This window comes from Streptomyces abyssalis (assembly GCF_001751365.1).
GTDB lineage: Bacteria > Actinomycetota > Actinomycetes > Streptomycetales > Streptomycetaceae > Streptomyces > Streptomyces abyssalis.
In genome coordinates, this window is sequence record NZ_LJGT01000038.1 from 839240 (window position 1) to 855227 (window position 15988).

Sequence of the window (15988 nt, forward strand, 5' to 3'; positions counted from 1 at the left end):
GCCCCGCCCGGAAGGGGTGTACGCCTGTGCCCGCACTCGTGCTGCTCGGTGCTCAGTGGGGTGACGAGGGCAAAGGGAAGGCCACCGACCTGCTCGGCGGTTCGGTGGATTACGTGGTGCGCTACCAGGGCGGCAACAACGCCGGCCACACGGTCGTCGTCGGCGACCAGAAGTACGCGCTGCACCTTCTCCCCTCCGGCATCCTCTCGCCGGGCTGTGTGCCCGTCATCGGCAACGGCGTCGTCGTCGACCCGTCGGTCCTGCTCTCCGAGCTGAGCGGCCTGAACGAGCGCGGCGTCGACACCTCCGGCCTTCTCATCAGCGGTAACGCGCACCTGATCACCCCGTACCACACGGAGGTCGACAAGGTGACGGAACGGTTCCTCGGCAAGCGGAAGATCGGGACCACCGGGCGCGGCATCGGCCCCGCGTACGCGGACAAGATCAACCGGGTGGGCATCCGCGTCCAGGACCTGTTCGACGAGTCGATCCTGACGCAGAAGGTCGAGGCCGCCCTCGACTTCAAGAACCAGGTGCTCGCCAAGCTCTACAACCGCCGCGCCGTACGCACCGAGCAGATCGTCGAAGAACTCCTCGGCTACGCGGACGCGCTGCGCGGCTACGTCGCCGACACGACTCTGATCCTCAACAACGCCGTGGACGAGGGGAAGGTCGTCCTCTTCGAGGGCGGGCAGGGCACGCTGCTCGACGTCGACCACGGCACGTATCCCTTCGTCACCTCCTCCAACCCCACCGCGGGCGGCGCCTGTACGGGATCGGGCGTCGGGCCGACGAGGATCAGCCGCGTCATCGGCATCCTCAAGGCGTACACGACCCGCGTGGGCGCCGGCCCCTTCCCCACCGAGCTGCTGGACGCCGACGGTGAGGCGCTGCGCGAGATCGGCGGTGAGCGGGGCGTCACGACGGGCCGCGACCGCCGCTGCGGCTGGTTCGACGCGGTCATCGCCCGCTACGCGACCCGCGTCAACGGCCTCACCGACTTCTTCCTCACCAAGCTCGACGTACTGACGGGCTGGGAGCGCATCCCCGTCTGCGTCGGCTACGAGATCGACGGCGAGCGCATCGACGAACTCCCCTTCAGCCAGAGTGACTTCCACCACGCCACACCGGTATACGAGTACCTGCCGGGCTGGTCGGAGGACATCACCAAGGCCAAGTCCTTCTCCGACCTCCCGAAGAACGCGCAGGGATACGTCAAGGCCGTCGAGGAGATGTCCGGCGCCCCCGTGTCCGCGATCGGAGTCGGCCCGGGCCGCGACGAGACCATCCAGATCAACTCGTTCCTCTGAGCGCTGCCGGTGCCCGGCGCCCGGGCGCGGAAGCGAGCGGTACGTGTGCGCCCGGCCGGTGCGGCCGGGCGCACACGGGACGGGGCGGGCTGGTGCACGGCACGCGGCCGAGCCGATGATGTCCCCATGGCAGACCACTCCACGCTCATCGGCGAACTCGGCCTCCAACCGCACCCGGAGGGCGGCTGGTTCAGGGAGACCTGGCGCAGCGACGTCGCGATGCACCCCGACGGGTACGACGGGGAACGGGCCTCCGCCACCGCGATCTACTTCCTGCTGGGGCCCGGTGACGAGTCACGCTGGCACGCCGTGCGTTCCGCGGAGATCTGGCTGTGGCATTCCGGGGCGCCGCTGAGTCTGCAGCTCGGCGGCGACGGCGAGGCTCCGGGTGACGAGCCGACGACGCTCACGCTCGGCCCGGACGTCGCGAGCGGCCAGCTGCCCCAGGCGGTCGTGCCGCCAGGGGTGTGGCAGCGGGCACGGCCCGTGGACCGGGACGGGGAGACGCTGGTCAGCTGCATCGTCTCGCCGGGCTTCGACTTCGCCGACTTCCGCATGCTGCCCTGAGCGGCCCGGTCCGGCCCAGCCCGGCCCTCGGGGTCGGGTGGGCGCCGCTCAGCCCAGCGCGTCGACGAGTACGCCGAAGGCGGGCGTGCCCGGCGTGAAGGCCGCGTAGTGGCCGGCTCCGGTCAGCAGGTTGAGGCGGGCGCCCCAGTCGCCCGCGTAGCGGCGGGACAGCTCCAGCGGGACCACCTCGTCCGCCGTGCCGTGGAGGATCTCCACCGGTACGCGCGGCGGCACCCGCATCGGGTCGGCCTCCGCCATCCGCTCAGCGAATCCGCCCGACTGCACGTCGCCGCCCAGGAATTCGCGTACGGCGTCCGCGCTGAGCCGGAGCCGGCAGGCCCGTTCGAGATCGGCGACGGGGGCGACGGCCACGACGCGGTCCGCCGCACGGTCCCGGCCCGGGGCGGCGCCGAAGGGCTCCGAGCCCCCCGAACCCGACGTACCCGGCGCACCCGCCGAACCCGATGAACACGCCGCACCCGCCGAACCCGCTGCCCACAGGGCCAGTTGGCCGCCCGCCGAGTGCCCCAGCAGCACGTCCGGAGGCCCGAGAAGGCCGAGTGCGGCGTCGACGTCCTGTGCCGTCACCGGCCATCCGCCACCGCCGCCCACGCGCCGGTACTCCACGAGCTCGACGGTCATGCCCCGTTCCGCCAGGGCGGCGGCGAAGGGGGTCAGGTGTGTGCGGTCGTACGCCTCACGCCAGTAGCCGCCGTGCAGGACAGTGATGCGCGGGCCCGGCGCGCCGACTCCGTACAAGTCGACGACCTGGGAGGGGTGTTCACCGTAGGGGACGGTTCTCTCCGGCGGTACGGGCGGCAGGCCCAGCAGCGCGTTCTTCTCCGCCTCGTTCCCCGTTCCCCCGCTTCCGGTCTCCCCGTTCCCGGTTGCCCCGTTCACCGTTCCCCCGTTCCCCGTCGCGGTCGGCTGCCCACCTCACCGCCTCGTTCGAGTACGACGTCCGCCAGTGTCCTCGCCGCGCGGCCGGTGTCGGCGAACGACGTGTAGAGCGGGGTGAATCCGAAACGCAGCACGCCGGGACGGCGGTGGTCGCCGACGACGCCCCGCGCGTGCAGCTCGTTCATCACGTCCTCCGCGACGTCGCCCCGGCGAGCCCCGGCGGCGTCCTCCCGCCCGTCCGGCCCGTCCGCGTCCGCCACGTCCTCGCACAGCAGGGAGATCTGGCTGCCCCTGCGCTGGTGTGCCTCCGGCGTGAGCGAGCGCAGACGGAGGCGTCCGGCCCGCCCCCCGGGTACGTACGCGCGCACCTGCCGCAGGAAGAAGTCCGTCAGGGCGAGGCTCTTGGCGCGGACTGCCGCCACATCGACGCCGTCCCAGACCTTGAGCGCCTCCTCCAGCGCGAGCATGGAGAGGATGTCCGGGGTGCCCACACGTCCGCGTACCGCACCGTCGCCCGGCTCGTAGGCGTCCGACATCGCGAAGGGGTCGGCGTGCGAGGTCCAGCCGGGCAGCGGCGTGTCGAAGCGGTGCTGCAACTCGCGCCGTACGTACAGGAACGCGGGCGAGCCCGGGCCGCCGTTGAGGTACTTGTACGTGCAGCCGACTGCGAAGTCCGCACCCGCGGCGTCGAGTTCGACGGGCAGCGCCCCCGCGCTGTGGCAGACGTCCCACACGACGCGGCCCCCGGCGCGGTGCACCGCGGAGGTGAGCGCCGCCAGGTCGTGCAACTCACCCGTGCGGTAGTCGACATGGTTGACGAGCACCGCCGCCGTGGACGGGCCCGCCGCCGCGGCCATCCCGGCGACCGGCACGGCGCGCACCGTGGCTCCGGTCATCCGCGCGGCGGAGCGGGCGATGTAACCGTCGGTGGGGAACGTGGCGGCATCCACCAGGATCTCGTCCCGTCCGGCCCCGCGACCGCCCCCGTCACCGGAACCGTAACCGTGCTCCTCGCGGGCGAGGCGCACCGCGCCCACCAGTGCCTTGAAGACGTTGACGCTGGTCGAGTCCCCGACCACGATCTGCCCCTCACCGGCGCCCACCAGCCCCGCGACGCGGTCGCCGATCCGCTCCGGCGCGCTCCACCAGCCGGACTCGTTCCAGGAGCGGATGCGCAGCCGCCCCCACTCGCGCTCCACAACATCGGCGATGCGTGCGGGCACGGAACGGGGCAGGGCGCCCAGGGAGTTGCCGTCGAGATAGACGGTGCCGTCCAGGACGAAGTCCCCACGCCTTTGCGCGAGTTCGTCGCGTGCGTCGAGCTCGTCGGCTGTGAGTGCGCCCGCGTCGTCGGCGGCGGTGGAACCGGGGCCGGGATCGGCGGTGCTCGCGTCGGCCCGTACTCCCGCCGCCTCAGACATGGCTGCGCGCCGTCCACAGCTCCGGGAAGACGTTCTTCGCGGCGCGCTTCTCAAGCCATGCCACGCCGGCCGAGCCGCCCGTACCGACCTTCGAGCCCATCGCGCGCCGCGTGGCCACGAGATGGTCGTTGCGCCAGCGCCACACCAGCTCGGCGACTTCGGTCAGCGCCTCACCGAGCCGTACGACGTCGCTCTCCCCGGTGCCGCCGCCGGCTCCCGCCGCCGGCCGCGCGTACGCGCCGGCCCACACGGCCTCCACCTCGGGGTTCGGCCGGTACAACTGGGAGACGTCCCTGGTCAGCACCTCCTGCGGCACCGCCTCGCCCCGCCGCGCGAGATACCGCAACACCTCGTCGTAGAGGCTCGGTTCGTGCAGCGCCTTCTCCAACTCGTCGTGCACGCGCGGCGCTCCGCGGTGCGGTACGAGCATCGACGCGGACTTCTCGCCGAGCAGGAACTCCATCCGCCGGTACATCGCGGACTGGAAGCCGGAGCCGTCCCCGAGCGCGGAGCGGTAGGAGTTGAACTGGGCAGGCGTCAGATGGGCCAGCGGCTCCCAGGACGCGTTCAGCGACTGCAGTTCGTACGTGGAGCGCTTCAGAGCCGCCAGCGCGCCCGGAAGGTCGTCCTGCCGCAGCGACTTCGCGGCCGTCTCCCACTCGTGCACGATGACGGTGAACCACAGCTCCATGACCTGTGTGGTGACGAGGAAGACCATCTCGCCGGGATCTTCGGAGAGCGGGTGCTGGAGGTGGGTGAGGACGTCGGCCTGTACGTAGTCCTCGTAGGGGGTGGTGCCTTCGAAATCCAGATGGGGGGCCTCGATACCGGCCGCGGGGTCCTCGACGTCGTGCGACATCGCTTCTCCTCAACGTGGTGTCCGGGTAGCGGTCCGCTCCTTCTCTTCATCGGCAAGAGCCCCGGTCCCCTCAGGCCCGCCCCCGGCACTCCGGGCGTACGGACCTGTCACTCATCATCGGGGAGGCGGCCCGCCGGGACAAGAGCAGCTGGTCAGCGCCCACGTCATATGCCCCGGCCGGGCCTCGCCCGCCGTCCGGTTACGACAGAGTCGCCGCCGCGGTCGGTGAGCTCTCCTTGAGGAACGTCGAGCAGCGCTCGTACTCCTCGTGCTCCCCGATCGCCTCGGCTGCGCGCGCGAGGGCGTGCAGCGCGCGCAGGAAGCCGCGGTTCGGCTCGTGTTCGAACGGCACGGGCCCGTGGCCCTTCCAGCCGTTGCGGCGCAGCGAGTCGAGGCCGCGGTGGTAGCCCGTGCGCGCGTACGCGTAGGACTCGACGACCCGCCCTGCCTCGAAGGCGTCGTCCGCGAGCAGTGCCCACGCCAGTGAGGACGTGGGGTACTCCGCGGCCACCTCTGCGGGTGCCGCCCCGGAGGCGAGCAGCTCGCGCGGCCCGGGGTCGTCGGGCAGGTGGGTCGGGGGCGGGCCCCCGAGCAGATTCTCGTGAATGCTCATGCTTTCCAGTCTGCCTTGTCGGTACGGGACACGGTCGCGGGTGCGCGGACCCGCCGCAAGCGTGAAGCGGGAACTCCCGGTGCGCGCACTCCGCATGCGCCGCCGGACGCACACAGCGCGGGAGGACCGGCCGCCGGAACGGCCGGTCCTCCTCGGCGGACGCGACGGGCCCTGCCCCCTGCCCGGGCCCGCCGGACGCGGGGTCCGGCGGGCCCGGGCGGGGCCTCAGGGCTCCGGTTCCTACTTCAGCCGGGTGCCGGTCGAGCGCAGGTTCGCGCACGCCTGCTGCACACGCTCGGCCATGCCCTTCTCGGCGGCCTTGCCCCAGCTGCGCGGGTCGTAGGTCTTCTTGTTGCCGACCTCGCCGTCGACCTTCAGCACGCCGTCGTAGTTGCGGAACATGTGGTCCGCGACGGGGCGCGAGAAGGCGTACTGGGTGTCGGTGTCCAGGTTCATCTTCACGACGCCGTTCTCCAGCGCCGTGGCGATCTCCGTGTCCGTGGAGCCGGAGCCGCCGTGGAAGACGAAGTCGAACGGGTTCTGCTTGCCGGACTTCGCGGCGACGCCCTCCTGCAGGTCCTTCAGCAGCTCGGGACGGAGCACGACGTTGCCCGGCTTGTAGACGCCGTGCACGTTGCCGAACGAGGCGGCCAGCAGGTAGCGGCCCTTCTCGCCCAGGCCGAGGGCCTCGGCGGTGCGCAGCGCGTCGTCGACGGTCGTGTACAGCTCGTCGTTGATCTCGTGGCTGACGCCGTCCTCCTCGCCGCCGGTCGGGGTGATCTCGACCTCGAGGATGATCTTCGCGGCGGTGGCCTGGGCCAGCAGCTCCTCGCCGATGTCCAGGTTGTCCTTGAGCGTCTCGGCGGAGCCGTCCCACATGTGGGACTGGAAGAGCGGGTTCTGGCCGGCGTCCACGCGCTCCTTGGAGACCGCGAGCAGCGGACGCACATACCCGTCGAGCTTGTCCTTCGGGCAGTGGTCGGTGTGCAGGGCGATGTTCACCGGGTACTTCTTCGCGACGATGTGCGCGAACTCGGCCAGCGCGACCGCGCCGCTCACCATGTCCTTGCTGTACTGCCCGCCGAGGAACTCCGCACCGCCCGTGGAGATCTGGACGATGCCGTCGCTCTCCGCCTCCGCGAAGCCGCGGAGGGCCGCGTGCAGGGTCTGCGTCGAGGTGACGTTGATGGCGGGGTAGGCGAACTTGCCCGCCTTCGCCCGGTCGAACATCTCGTTGTAGACCTCGGGGGTCGCGATGGGCATCTGTCCGCTCCTTGGGGTGCGTATGGGCTCGCGTGTCGGCTCTGCTGCGGAGTCCGGATCCGGATCACCGCCGGGTCCCGGACCGGGCCGGCGGAAATCTGCGGATTCAACGGAACGACGTCATCGTCACCCCCATCCTCCCAGACGCACCCGGGTGCCCGGTCACAGCACGAGCCACAGGAGGACGCGCTGCGGCTCCGCCGCGACGGGTCCGCTCCGGCTCCCTCACGCCAGGCCGAGATCCCCCAGGTCGTACGCGTGCAGGTACCTCACGCCCGCCTGCTCGACGGCCCGCGCCGCGCCGCGCTCCACGATGGTGGCCACCGCCACGACCTCCGCACCGGCCTCCCTCGCCGCCTCCACGGCGGTGAGCGGCGAGTTGCCCGTCGTGGAGGTGTCCTCGACGATCAGTACGCGCCGCCCCGCGATGTCCGGCCCTTCGATGCGTCGCTGCAGGCCGTGGGCCTTGCCCGCCTTCCGTACGACGAACGCGTCCAGCCTGCGGCCCCTGGCGGCCGCCGCGTGCAGCATCGACGAGGCGACCGGGTCGGCTCCGAGCGTCAGGCCGCCGACGGCGTCGAAGTCGAGACCGTCGGTGAGGTCCAGCATGACCTGGCCCGCGAGCGGCGCGGCCTCGCCGTCGAGGGTGATGCGGCGCAGGTCGATGTAGAAGTCCGCCTCCTGCCCGGAGGACAGGGTGACCTTGCCGTGCACGACGGCCTTTTCCTTGATCTGCCGCAGCAGCGCGTCTGCAGTGCTCATGGCCCGGAGCCTATGCGGGCCCGTGCGGAGGCTCTAAGAGAGGGGCCGCCACGTCCAGGCCGTGGAGATCTCCAGCGGCTGGATCGGCGTGACCAGGTGCGGGTGCGAGTTGAGGCCGTTGGGCGGGCCCGTCTGCGGCTCCACGCACACGGCGTCCGGCTGCTCGTCGTAGACGACGACCCACTCGGCACGGCTGGCGACCTTCATCTCCAGAGCTCCCGGCCAGGTCAGGGTGACGTCGACGCCCTGCGGCATGCCGAAGCAGTCGTCCCAGGGACCGGGACGGGGCGCGATCCGCTTGCCCGTGGGGAGGTGGTCGACCCCGCGCTCCTCCTGCCACTCCGGGTCGAAGTCGATGCGTACGTCGCCGCTGCGTCCGCCGAGGTTGCGCAGGAACCAGGGATGCCAGCCGGCCTGGGCCGGGAAGCTGGCGTCGGCCGCCTCGATGCCGAGGGTGAGAGTGAGCCCCTCGCCGGCCTCGTCGAGCTCGACGATCTGCGTCACCCGGCCCTCCCACGGCCAGGGGTCGCTCAGTTCGTAGGTGAAGGCCGCCGAGCGTTCGTCGTGCCGCAGGGTGCTCCACGCCCCGTCGCGTACGGTGCCGTGGATCGCGTGCGGACCGCTGTCCAGGGGGAGTTGGTACAGCTCGCCGCCGCTGCGGAACCGGCCCTGGTCCGTACGGCCGCACCAGGGCACCATGACGAACGCGCCGTACCTGTTGCCCTGCCGGAGCAGTTCCGTACCGCTGACCTTCAGCGAGGCGATACGGCAGCCCCGGTGGGGTTCGACGGTCAGCTCGGCGTTTCCGGCGCGGAGCGTGACGTCGGCGTCAGTGGTGGCGGTGTCAGTCATGACGCGACCCTAAACCTCGGCACTTCCCGGCAGAGCGCGACCCGGCCGTACTCCTGGGGCACGGTCCGGGCGCGGTCCCGCCACGGGCACGGCTCCCGTCGGCGGCGGTACGGACACGGTCAGCGGCGGCGGCGCAGGGCACGGCCGATGACCACGGCTCCGGCGACCACGGCGGCCGCGGCGGGCGCGACCCAGCGCAGCGCGGCCGAGTTGGCGATGGGCTCCGGCAACGGGACGGGTGCGTACCGGCCGCGCGGCGGCGCGTGGTCGACCTCCTCGGCGCTGCGCCCGATCATCGTGCGGCGGGCGTGCGCCGCCTCGGCTTCGGCCGCCGCCTCGACCTCGGCCTCGTCGAGGGGCTCGTCGTCGTGGAGCGGGTCGAGGGAGGGCGGCGGAACCTCCGTGCCGAAGACGCCCTCACGCCCGGAGGGCCGCTCGTCCGGGGTCGGCTCGTCCTTGGGCTCGGCCTTGTCCTTGTGGTCCTCGGGCTCGTCCTTGGGCTCGGGCTGGGGCTTCGGCTTGTCCGCGGGCTTGGCCTTGCCTTCGTCCTCCGCCTTGTCCTTTGCCTTGGCCTTGGACTCCCCGGCCCCGTCCCCGGTCTTCTTCCCGCCCTTGGCCCGGTCGGCTTCCGGGCCCGCGGCCTTGTCCTGGGGCTTCGCCTTGTCGGCGGGCTTCGCCTTGTCCTCGGCCTTGGCCGCGGGCTTCGCCTTGTCCGCCGGCTTGGCCTCGGCCTTGGCCGCCTGGTCCTTGGCCGCGCCCGTCTGAGGTGCGGACGTCTGCGACTCGCGGTTGTCCGGGCCCGGGATGCCGGGGATCACGCGGTCGTTGTCGCCGGGCTCGCCGATGCCGCCCACGGGACCTGCCGTCGCGGGTTCGGCGGCGGGAGCCTCCGGAGCGTCGAGCGTGCCGGGCGGGTTCTCCTGGATGCTGTCCGCGAGCGCCTTGCCGAAGCGTTCCAGCAGCCGCTGTCCGGCCGTCGCCGCCGCCTTCTGCTCGACGTCGTTGATCCGTCCGTCGCCCTTGACGGTGCCCGTGCAGACCAGGCGGGTGCCCTCGCCCTCCTTCGAGCGCCTCGGTACGACGGTGAGGTTCAGCCGCACGGAGCCGGTGCCCCGAGCCTCCGTACCGGTGCCCTTGACGGTGAACTCCTCACCGCGGGACGTGACGGTCAGGCTGCCCCGGTAGGTGATCGTGGACCCGCCGACGCGGACACGCAGCCGGCCCTCGGTGGTGCCCCCGGTGCCCTTGGCGTTCGTACTCCCGGCGCTCCCGGCGCCTCCGGCGCTGTCGAGTTGCAGACCCGGCACGCAGCGCGCCACACGTTCGGGCTCAGCGAGCGCCGCCCGTACCGACCCGACGGAAAACGGAACGTTCACCTCGTGCTCCATAGGGCGGAGCCTACCCACCGCACCCCGTACATGTGACCGGTCGGCACTGTTCCGCCGCGCAGCGCACCCGCCTGGGCGCGGGCCGGGTCCGGTGCGTGAGCGCCTCAGTGACGGGGATGCGTGAGCGTGGAGGGCGGAAGGCCCGTCAGACGGTCGCGTTCCGCACGCAGCCCGGCCGTTCGCAGTTGATGCGGAGTCAGCGGACGCAGCGGTGACGCGGCGTCGGCACCGCTGCGGGACCCGGCGACCCCGTCGAACCCGGCAACCCCGTCGAGACCGTCGAGCCCGGCCCCGCCGCCGGCGGAGCTGAGAGCGGTGAGCGTGGTCCGCTGCGCGCCGTTCGACGCGAGCACGAACCCCCAGTCGCGGGGGCTGCGCACCACGTACGGCGAGGTGCGCAGCCCCGCGGAACGAAGGGTCGCCTCCACCGTCCAGTACGTGCGGGGCTGCGCGGCGGCCGCGCCCGCGTGGACGGCGAAGCGGCCGTCGGGTGCGAGCACGCGGCGCACGAGCCCGTAGAACTCGTGCGAGTAGAGCTTCGCGCTGTCCCGTACGGCGGGGTCGGGAAGGTCCGAGATCACGACGTCGTACGGTGCCGCGCCCGGGGTCCGCACGCGCTCCCGCAGCCGGTCGAAGGGGTCGCCGCCGGTTTCGACGCGTACGCGCGGGTCGTCGTACGCGTCCTTGTTGAGCCGCCGCAGACCGGGGTCCGTGCGTGCCAACTCCGCTGCGGCCCGGTCGCGTTCGAGGACCGTCACCGCCCGCACCCGTGTGTGCCTGAGCACTTCGCGCACTACCAGGCCGTCCGCGCCGCCCAGGATCAGCACCCGTTCGTGCGGGCCGTCCGCCATGGCGGGCCGTACGAGCGCGGCGGGGTAGCGGTTCCCTTCGGCGGAGGAGGCCCGCAGCCGCCCGTCCAGGTAGAACCGCAGCGGTTCGGCGCCGCTCCGGTACGCCGTGGGGTCCGGGTCGCCGGTGAGGACCGCCTCCTGCTGGCCGTCGCGGACGGCGACTCGCACGTGCTGCCCGTACACCGCGTGCCGTGCCGCGCGCTCGAAGGAGGCCACGAACGCGGTGGCGGCGATCAGCAGCAGCACCACCGCGCCGTTCACCGCCAGCAGCCACCAGCGCACGCGGGCACTGACGTCGTGACGGAAGAGCCACAGCACGACGACCCCGCCCGCGCACACGTTCACCACGCCCGTCAGCAGAGCACCCGTCAGCTGTCCGAAGAACGGCAGCAGCAGGAAGGGGAAGGTCAGCCCGCCGACGAGGGCACCCACGTAGTCGGCGGCGAAGAGGTCGGCGAGGGCACCGCCGGCGTCCTGCTTGCGGATGCGCTGGATGAGAGTCATCAGCAGCGGCATCTCGGCACCGATCAGCACCCCGATGGCCAGGGAGAAGCCGACGAGCGCGACGCGCGCACCGCCGAACCAGGCGAAGCTCGCGTAGAGCGCGATCGCCGAGCCGCCGCCGACGAGGGCGAGCAGCGCCTCCACGACGGCGAATCCGGTGGCCGCGCGGCAGCGCAGCCGCTTGGCGAGCAGCGAACCGATGCCCATCGCGAAGACCATCACGGACAGCACGACCGACGCCTGCGTGACCGAGTCGCCCGACAAGTACGAGGCGAGCGCGACGAGTTCGAGCTCGTAGACGAGGCCGCAGGCGGCACACACGAAGACCGAGGCGAGGACGAGCCCGCGCCCGAGCCCGACGGGCACGGGCAGCCGCGCGTCCTGGGACTGGGCGAGGGGACGGTCGATCATGCCGCGAACGCTACGTCACGCTTTTTACACACTTCGTCACCCACACGCGTGCCTTCGCGGCAAAACATGCGCAGTGAAGCGGCCGGAAGCACGAGCGGTGCCAGACGCCCGACTACCGCGCCGCCGCGGGGCGTTCGGCCGCCCCTGCCGGCACCGCGGCCGGAGTGCCACGCCTGCCCACGTGGCAACGGACCACGCGGGTACGGGTGGAGACCAGCCGGCCCTCCTGCGGATACGAATGCCACGTGCGCCAGCGCACGTTGCCCGCGGAGCGCTGCACCAGCAGCGCGGTGAACGCGTGCGGGGCGCCGGGGAACGTACCGGCGAGACCGCCGGGATGGTCGGAGACCAGGTCGAGCAACTCCTGTGCGCGGCCCGCGAAAGAGCCGGGCGTCAGCACCTCGACGCGCGCCGCGAAGTCGTAGTCGAACTCGCCGGCCCGTCTGGAGACGCCGAGCGGCAGCGGCGTGCTGCCGCCGGGCATGCAGGCGACGGTCTCGGAGCAGATGCGGCCGTCCTCTTCGAGCAGCACCTGATGGGATGCGCCGAGCAGCCTCAACTGCACTGTGGCGGTGCCGAGTTCCAGCTCGCGCTGGGCGAGCGCGGGAAGCGGCTCGCGGCCGAGCGCCCACGCGAGGTCGCCCGCGCGGGTGTCGGTGTAGGGGGTGGAGAGAGTGGTGAGCATGGGTCGGCTCCGCAAGCACACAGTGGAGGGGTGAGCCGGGCGCGTCTCTCGACGAGTGACCAGGGGCCGTGCGCCGTCGGCTCGTACCCACGCCAAGTCCGGGGATACGGAATCACCGAATCATGAAATGTGTACTACCACAGCTGTATCGCCCAACTTCTCCGGGTTTCCATCCCCCCGGGGGCCAGGCAGTTCAGATGTTCAACTGCCGGGCCCTCGACGGAGGAACGGATTGCCTGTAGTGCGGGGCGAGACGGGACGGCCCGCCGGCAGACCAGGAGCCTGTCCTGCTGCAGCGGGCCGTGAGCCTGTTGTCGCGACGAGCGGTCAGGAGCCGCCGCCACCACCGCCACCGCAGCCGCCGCCACCGCCGCCGCACGAGTGGCCACCGCCGCCGTCACCGCCGCTGCCGCCGGAGTCACCTGCCCACCAGCCGCCGGCCGCCGCACCGCCGCCGCCGGAGTAGCCGCCGCCACGCCGCTTGCTGCCGCCCTTGGAGCTCTTCGAAACGGCGGCGACGATCGCGATGACGATCACCGCCACGACTATGAACACGAAGACCTTGCCCATTTGCGTTTCCCCCTCATCTCCGCGGCGCCGCCAGGCACCGCTCCGATCTCGCTGCTCCGGCGGGCATCCCGCGGACGCCCGCAAGCCGGCACCTGGCCGGCGTGAACCGGCTTCTGCCCGGAGTCCGCGGCGTCAAAGCAGAGTTGAGCAAGACCAGAGGTTCACACACGCACGGAGACGCACCACACCGGGCCATCCGGGCATCCGGCGCACCCCGGCTACACCGAATGCCCGGTACGGATGCGGATGCCCCATGTCGCACTTAGCGTCGTCCCCGCAACCACTGTGTACGGAACGTGCTCGTCCGCACGCTCTCCGCATCCGTCCTGGAGAAGGAGCATCCGCATGCGCGTATCCACTGCAGCCGTCGCCGCCGCACTCGGTGCCGCGGCCATGCTGGCCTCGACGGCCGGCACCGCCACCGCCGCCCCGGCCGACCCCGTCGGCGGCCACGGCAAGCACACCGTGAGCCTCGACGGTGCCCAGGAGGTCCCCGGCCCCGGTGACCCCGACGGCAGCGGCGTCTTCAAGTACCAGATCAAGCACCGGACGCTCTGCTACAAGCTCAGCGTCCAGAACATCGCTCCCCCCACCGCCGCCCACATCCACTTCGGCCAGAGCGACGAGGCGGGACCCATCGCCGTCCTGCTGAACACGCCGCCCGCGGACGGCACGTCCAAGGGATGCATCCGCGCCCAGCGGACCCAGACACCCGAGAACGCCGACCAGGTCCTGACCCGCTGGGAGCTGGACGGCATCAAGCGGAACCCGTTCTTCTTCTATGTCAACGTCCACAACGCCGAGTTCCCTGCCGGAGCCGTCCGCGGCAACCTCTGATCACGCCGCACCGGTAGCCGCGCCCGCCCCTGGCCCGAGGGCCGAGGGGCGGGCGGGCGCTCGCCGCCGAGGTCCACGAGCGGACGCTCCGGCTTCCGCGGCGGCCCGCGCGCGTGGCCCCGGGTGCTTCCCGCAAGGCTGCTCACCTGTCCGTTCGATAGCCTCTGCGCGAAAGCCTCTGCGCGAAGCGCGCCCTGCGCGCCCCGCGTGGACGCGTCCCGGACGGTTGCCGTCCGGCGTGAGGAGTCGGTGGGGACGGGAGTTGGTGCGGACATGAGCGACAGGCCACTGCTGAACCGCAGGCTGGAGGGGCACGGCTCGACGATCTTCGCGGAGATGTCGGCCCTTGCCGTCAGGACCGGGGCGATCAACCTGGGTCAGGGCTTCCCGGACACCGACGGCCCCGAATCCGTACGGGAAGCCGCCGTACGGGCCCTCCGGGACGGACGCGGCAACCAGTACCCTCCCGGCCCCGGCATCCCCGAACTGCGCACCGCCGTCACCGAGCACCAACAGCGCTTCTACGGCCTGAACTTCGACCCCGACACGGAAGTCCTGGTCACCGCGGGGGCGACCGAGGCCATCGCCGCCTCGATGCTCGCCCTCCTGGAGCCGGGCGACGAGGTCATCGCCTTCGAGCCGTTCTACGACTCCTACGCCGCCTCGATCGCCATGGCCGGCGCCACCCGCGTGCCCCTCACGCTCCGCGCCCCCGGCTTCCGCCCCGACCTCGAGGCCCTGCGCGACGCGATCACCCCGCGCACGCGCCTGCTGCTGCTCAACAGCCCGCACAACCCCACCGGCATGGTGCTCACCCAGGAGGAAGCCACGGCCATCGCCGCCCTGGCCGTCGAGCGCGACCTGCTCGTGGTCACCGACGAGGTCTACGAACACCTCGTCTTCGACGGCGAGCACACGCCGCTCATCTCCCTTCCCGGCATGCGTGACCGCACCGTCTCCATCTCCTCCTCCGGCAAGACCTTCTCCTTCACCGGCTGGAAGGTGGGCTGGGTCACGGCGTCCGCCGCACTCGTGGCCGCGGTCCGCACCGCCAAGCAGTACCTGACGTACGTCAGTGCGGGCCCGTTCCAGTACGCGGTCGCCGAGGCACTCCGGCTCCCGGACGGCTACTTCACCGAGTTCCGCGAGGACCTGCGCGCCAAGCGCGCCATCCTGGGCGACGGGCTCGCCGAAGCGGGCTTCCAGGTCTTCCGCCCCCAGGGCACGTACTTCATCACCACCGACATCACGGCCCTCGGCGAGAAGGACGGCATCCCCTTCTGCCTCGGCCTTCCCGAACGGTGCGGAGTCGTCGCCGTCCCCACCGCCGTCTTCTACGACGACCCGGACGCCGGACGCAGCCACGTCCGCTTCGCCTTCTGCAAGCAGCCGAACGTGCTGGCCGAGGCCGTCACACGGCTGAAGGGTGCGACTCTGCGGGCCTGACCAGGAGGCGGCGGACGGCGCGGCCGGTTCAACCGTCGCGGCAGCGCCCGTTCAGCCGTCGGTCCCGCGTGGAAGGACCGAGACCACTTCCGGGACGGGCCTGAGGTGTTCGTCGAGAACCGCGAGGGCGCGCTCGGCGTCGAAGGCGTCCAACGCCGCGACCAGAGCGCGGTGTTCGGCGTCAACGGTCCCCACACGTTCCGGCCGGGCGCGCATCGCCCGCAGCCCGACGCGCTGCTGGCGGGAGTGCAGGCCCTCATAGAGGTCGGTGATCACCGAGTTTCCCGCCGTGCTCACCATGACCTCGTGGAACTGCCGGTTCAGCGCGGCTACTTCGAACCAGTCACGCTCCCGGCCCGCCCGTTCCATGGGCTCCAGCAGCGCGGTCATCCCGCCCGGTGCGCCGTGCCGCGCCTCGCACAGCGACCGCGCGGCATGGCCCTCGATGAGACGGCGCGCCTGGTAGACCTCCTCCAGCTCGCGCGCCGTGACGCTGCGCACCTGCGCCCCCTTGCGCGGCATCAGCTGGATGAAGTGCTCGGCCGCGAGCCGGTGGAAGGCCTCCCGGACCGGCGTACGGGAGACGCCGACGGTGCGGGAGACCCACTGCTCGTCGAGGAACTGGCCGCCTTCGAGGGAGCCCTTGATTATCTCGTCACGGAGCCAGTCGTAGACGCGCTCCCTGGCCGGCCCCGCCGGCTTCCGGCTGCCCGTCGCCCCGTCCCGTGTGGTCACTGGCCCTTCTTCCT

The 15988-nt window shown here is 72.0% G+C and carries 16 protein-coding genes; 4 read left to right on the forward strand and 12 right to left on the reverse strand.

Annotated elements, in window-relative coordinates:
* Positions 1–26 precede the first annotated feature (26 nt).
* Together AN215_RS10915 and AN215_RS10920 are read left to right on the forward strand one after the other, a co-directional pair.
* Positions 27–1310, forward strand: a complete 1284-nt coding sequence (locus AN215_RS10915; protein ID WP_070012829.1) for an adenylosuccinate synthase — start codon at positions 27–29, stop codon at positions 1308–1310.
* Between the two features lie 126 nt (positions 1311–1436).
* Positions 1437–1877, forward strand: a complete 441-nt coding sequence (locus tag AN215_RS10920) for a cupin domain-containing protein (RefSeq protein WP_070012828.1) — start codon at positions 1437–1439, stop codon at positions 1875–1877.
* Between the two features lie 48 nt (positions 1878–1925).
* On the opposite strand, the gene AN215_RS10925 is transcribed toward AN215_RS10920, so the two are convergent.
* From AN215_RS10925 to AN215_RS10975, 11 genes are all read right to left on the reverse strand, one after another.
* Entirely contained in the window at positions 1926–2777 is an 852-nt protein-coding gene (locus AN215_RS10925; protein WP_070012827.1) for an alpha/beta hydrolase family protein, read from the reverse strand.
* Positions 2774–4198: a kynureninase gene (locus AN215_RS10930; protein WP_070012826.1), complete on the reverse strand. Its 1425-nt coding sequence runs from the start codon at positions 4196–4198 to the stop codon at positions 2774–2776. Before AN215_RS10930 ends, AN215_RS10925 begins: the two co-directional genes overlap by 4 nt.
* Positions 4191–5057 carry a tryptophan 2,3-dioxygenase family protein gene (locus tag AN215_RS10935; RefSeq protein WP_070012825.1) on the reverse strand — a complete coding sequence of 289 codons (867 nt, stop codon included), beginning with the start codon at positions 5055–5057 and terminating at the stop codon, positions 4191–4193. Before AN215_RS10935 ends, AN215_RS10930 begins: the two co-directional genes overlap by 8 nt.
* Positions 5058–5256: 199 nt before the next feature.
* Complete coding sequence (locus AN215_RS10940; RefSeq protein ID WP_070012824.1) at positions 5257–5670, reverse strand: DUF3151 domain-containing protein; 414 nt, start codon at positions 5668–5670, stop codon at positions 5257–5259.
* Between the two features lie 240 nt (positions 5671–5910).
* Complete coding sequence (fbaA, locus tag AN215_RS10945) at positions 5911–6933, reverse strand: class II fructose-bisphosphate aldolase (protein WP_070012823.1); 1023 nt, start codon at positions 6931–6933, stop codon at positions 5911–5913.
* A 225-nt stretch (positions 6934–7158) separates the two neighbouring features.
* Positions 7159–7695 (reverse strand): orotate phosphoribosyltransferase, encoded by a 537-nt coding sequence (gene pyrE / locus AN215_RS10950; RefSeq protein ID WP_070012822.1) that lies wholly within the window; start codon positions 7693–7695, stop codon positions 7159–7161.
* Positions 7696–7728: 33 nt separating this feature from the next.
* Positions 7729–8547 carry an aldose epimerase family protein gene (locus AN215_RS10955; RefSeq protein WP_070012821.1) on the reverse strand — a complete coding sequence of 273 codons (819 nt, stop codon included), beginning with the start codon at positions 8545–8547 and terminating at the stop codon, positions 7729–7731.
* A 119-nt stretch (positions 8548–8666) separates the two neighbouring features.
* Positions 8667–9923, reverse strand: a complete 1257-nt coding sequence (locus AN215_RS10960; RefSeq protein ID WP_070013813.1) for an SRPBCC family protein — start codon at positions 9921–9923, stop codon at positions 8667–8669.
* Between the two features lie 116 nt (positions 9924–10039).
* Positions 10040–11701, reverse strand: coding sequence for a polyamine aminopropyltransferase (locus tag AN215_RS10965; RefSeq protein WP_070012820.1), 1662 nt, complete (start codon positions 11699–11701; stop codon positions 10040–10042).
* A 112-nt stretch (positions 11702–11813) separates the two neighbouring features.
* On the reverse strand, positions 11814–12386 hold the full coding sequence (locus tag AN215_RS10970; protein ID WP_070012819.1) for a DUF2617 family protein: 573 nt from the start codon (positions 12384–12386) through the stop codon (positions 11814–11816).
* A gap of 327 nt (positions 12387–12713) precedes the next feature.
* Positions 12714–12956, reverse strand: a complete 243-nt coding sequence (locus AN215_RS10975) for a hypothetical protein (protein ID WP_070012818.1) — start codon at positions 12954–12956, stop codon at positions 12714–12716.
* A 345-nt stretch (positions 12957–13301) separates the two neighbouring features.
* On the opposite strand from AN215_RS10975, the gene AN215_RS10980 reads away from it, so the two are divergent.
* Together AN215_RS10980 and AN215_RS10985 are read left to right on the forward strand one after the other, a co-directional pair.
* Positions 13302–13793 (forward strand): CHRD domain-containing protein, encoded by a 492-nt coding sequence (locus tag AN215_RS10980; protein WP_070012817.1) that lies wholly within the window; start codon positions 13302–13304, stop codon positions 13791–13793.
* A gap of 273 nt (positions 13794–14066) precedes the next feature.
* Complete coding sequence (locus AN215_RS10985) at positions 14067–15239, forward strand: pyridoxal phosphate-dependent aminotransferase (RefSeq protein ID WP_070012816.1); 1173 nt, start codon at positions 14067–14069, stop codon at positions 15237–15239.
* Positions 15240–15290: 51 nt separating this feature from the next.
* Here AN215_RS10985 and AN215_RS10990 read toward each other — a convergent pair whose 3' ends face one another.
* Positions 15291–15974 (reverse strand): GntR family transcriptional regulator, encoded by a 684-nt coding sequence (locus tag AN215_RS10990; protein ID WP_070012815.1) that lies wholly within the window; start codon positions 15972–15974, stop codon positions 15291–15293.
* Positions 15975–15988: the final 14 nt, after the last annotated feature.

Excerpts from the sequence above, each read along its gene's own strand:
- AN215_RS10965 (WP_070012820.1), bottom strand. The coding sequence starts at position 11,701 with ATGATCGACCGTCCCCTCGCCCAGTCCCAGGACGCGCGGCTGCCCGTG.
- AN215_RS10935 (WP_070012825.1), bottom strand. The coding sequence starts at position 5,057 with ATGTCGCACGACGTCGAGGACCCCGCGGCCGGTATCGAGGCCCCCCAT.
- AN215_RS10975 (WP_070012818.1), bottom strand. The coding sequence starts at position 12,956 with ATGGGCAAGGTCTTCGTGTTCATAGTCGTGGCGGTGATCGTCATCGCG.
- AN215_RS10955 (WP_070012821.1), bottom strand. The coding sequence starts at position 8,547 with ATGACTGACACCGCCACCACTGACGCCGACGTCACGCTCCGCGCCGGA.
- AN215_RS10940 (WP_070012824.1), bottom strand. The coding sequence starts at position 5,670 with ATGAGCATTCACGAGAATCTGCTCGGGGGCCCGCCCCCGACCCACCTG.
- AN215_RS10985 (WP_070012816.1), top strand. The coding sequence starts at position 14,067 with ATGAGCGACAGGCCACTGCTGAACCGCAGGCTGGAGGGGCACGGCTCG.
- fbaA (WP_070012823.1), bottom strand. The coding sequence starts at position 6,933 with ATGCCCATCGCGACCCCCGAGGTCTACAACGAGATGTTCGACCGGGCG.
- AN215_RS10980 (WP_070012817.1), top strand. The coding sequence starts at position 13,302 with ATGCGCGTATCCACTGCAGCCGTCGCCGCCGCACTCGGTGCCGCGGCC.
- pyrE (WP_070012822.1), bottom strand. The coding sequence starts at position 7,695 with ATGAGCACTGCAGACGCGCTGCTGCGGCAGATCAAGGAAAAGGCCGTC.
- AN215_RS10920 (WP_070012828.1), top strand. The coding sequence starts at position 1,437 with ATGGCAGACCACTCCACGCTCATCGGCGAACTCGGCCTCCAACCGCAC.
- AN215_RS10970 (WP_070012819.1), bottom strand. The coding sequence starts at position 12,386 with ATGCTCACCACTCTCTCCACCCCCTACACCGACACCCGCGCGGGCGAC.
- AN215_RS10930 (WP_070012826.1), bottom strand. The coding sequence starts at position 4,198 with ATGTCTGAGGCGGCGGGAGTACGGGCCGACGCGAGCACCGCCGATCCC.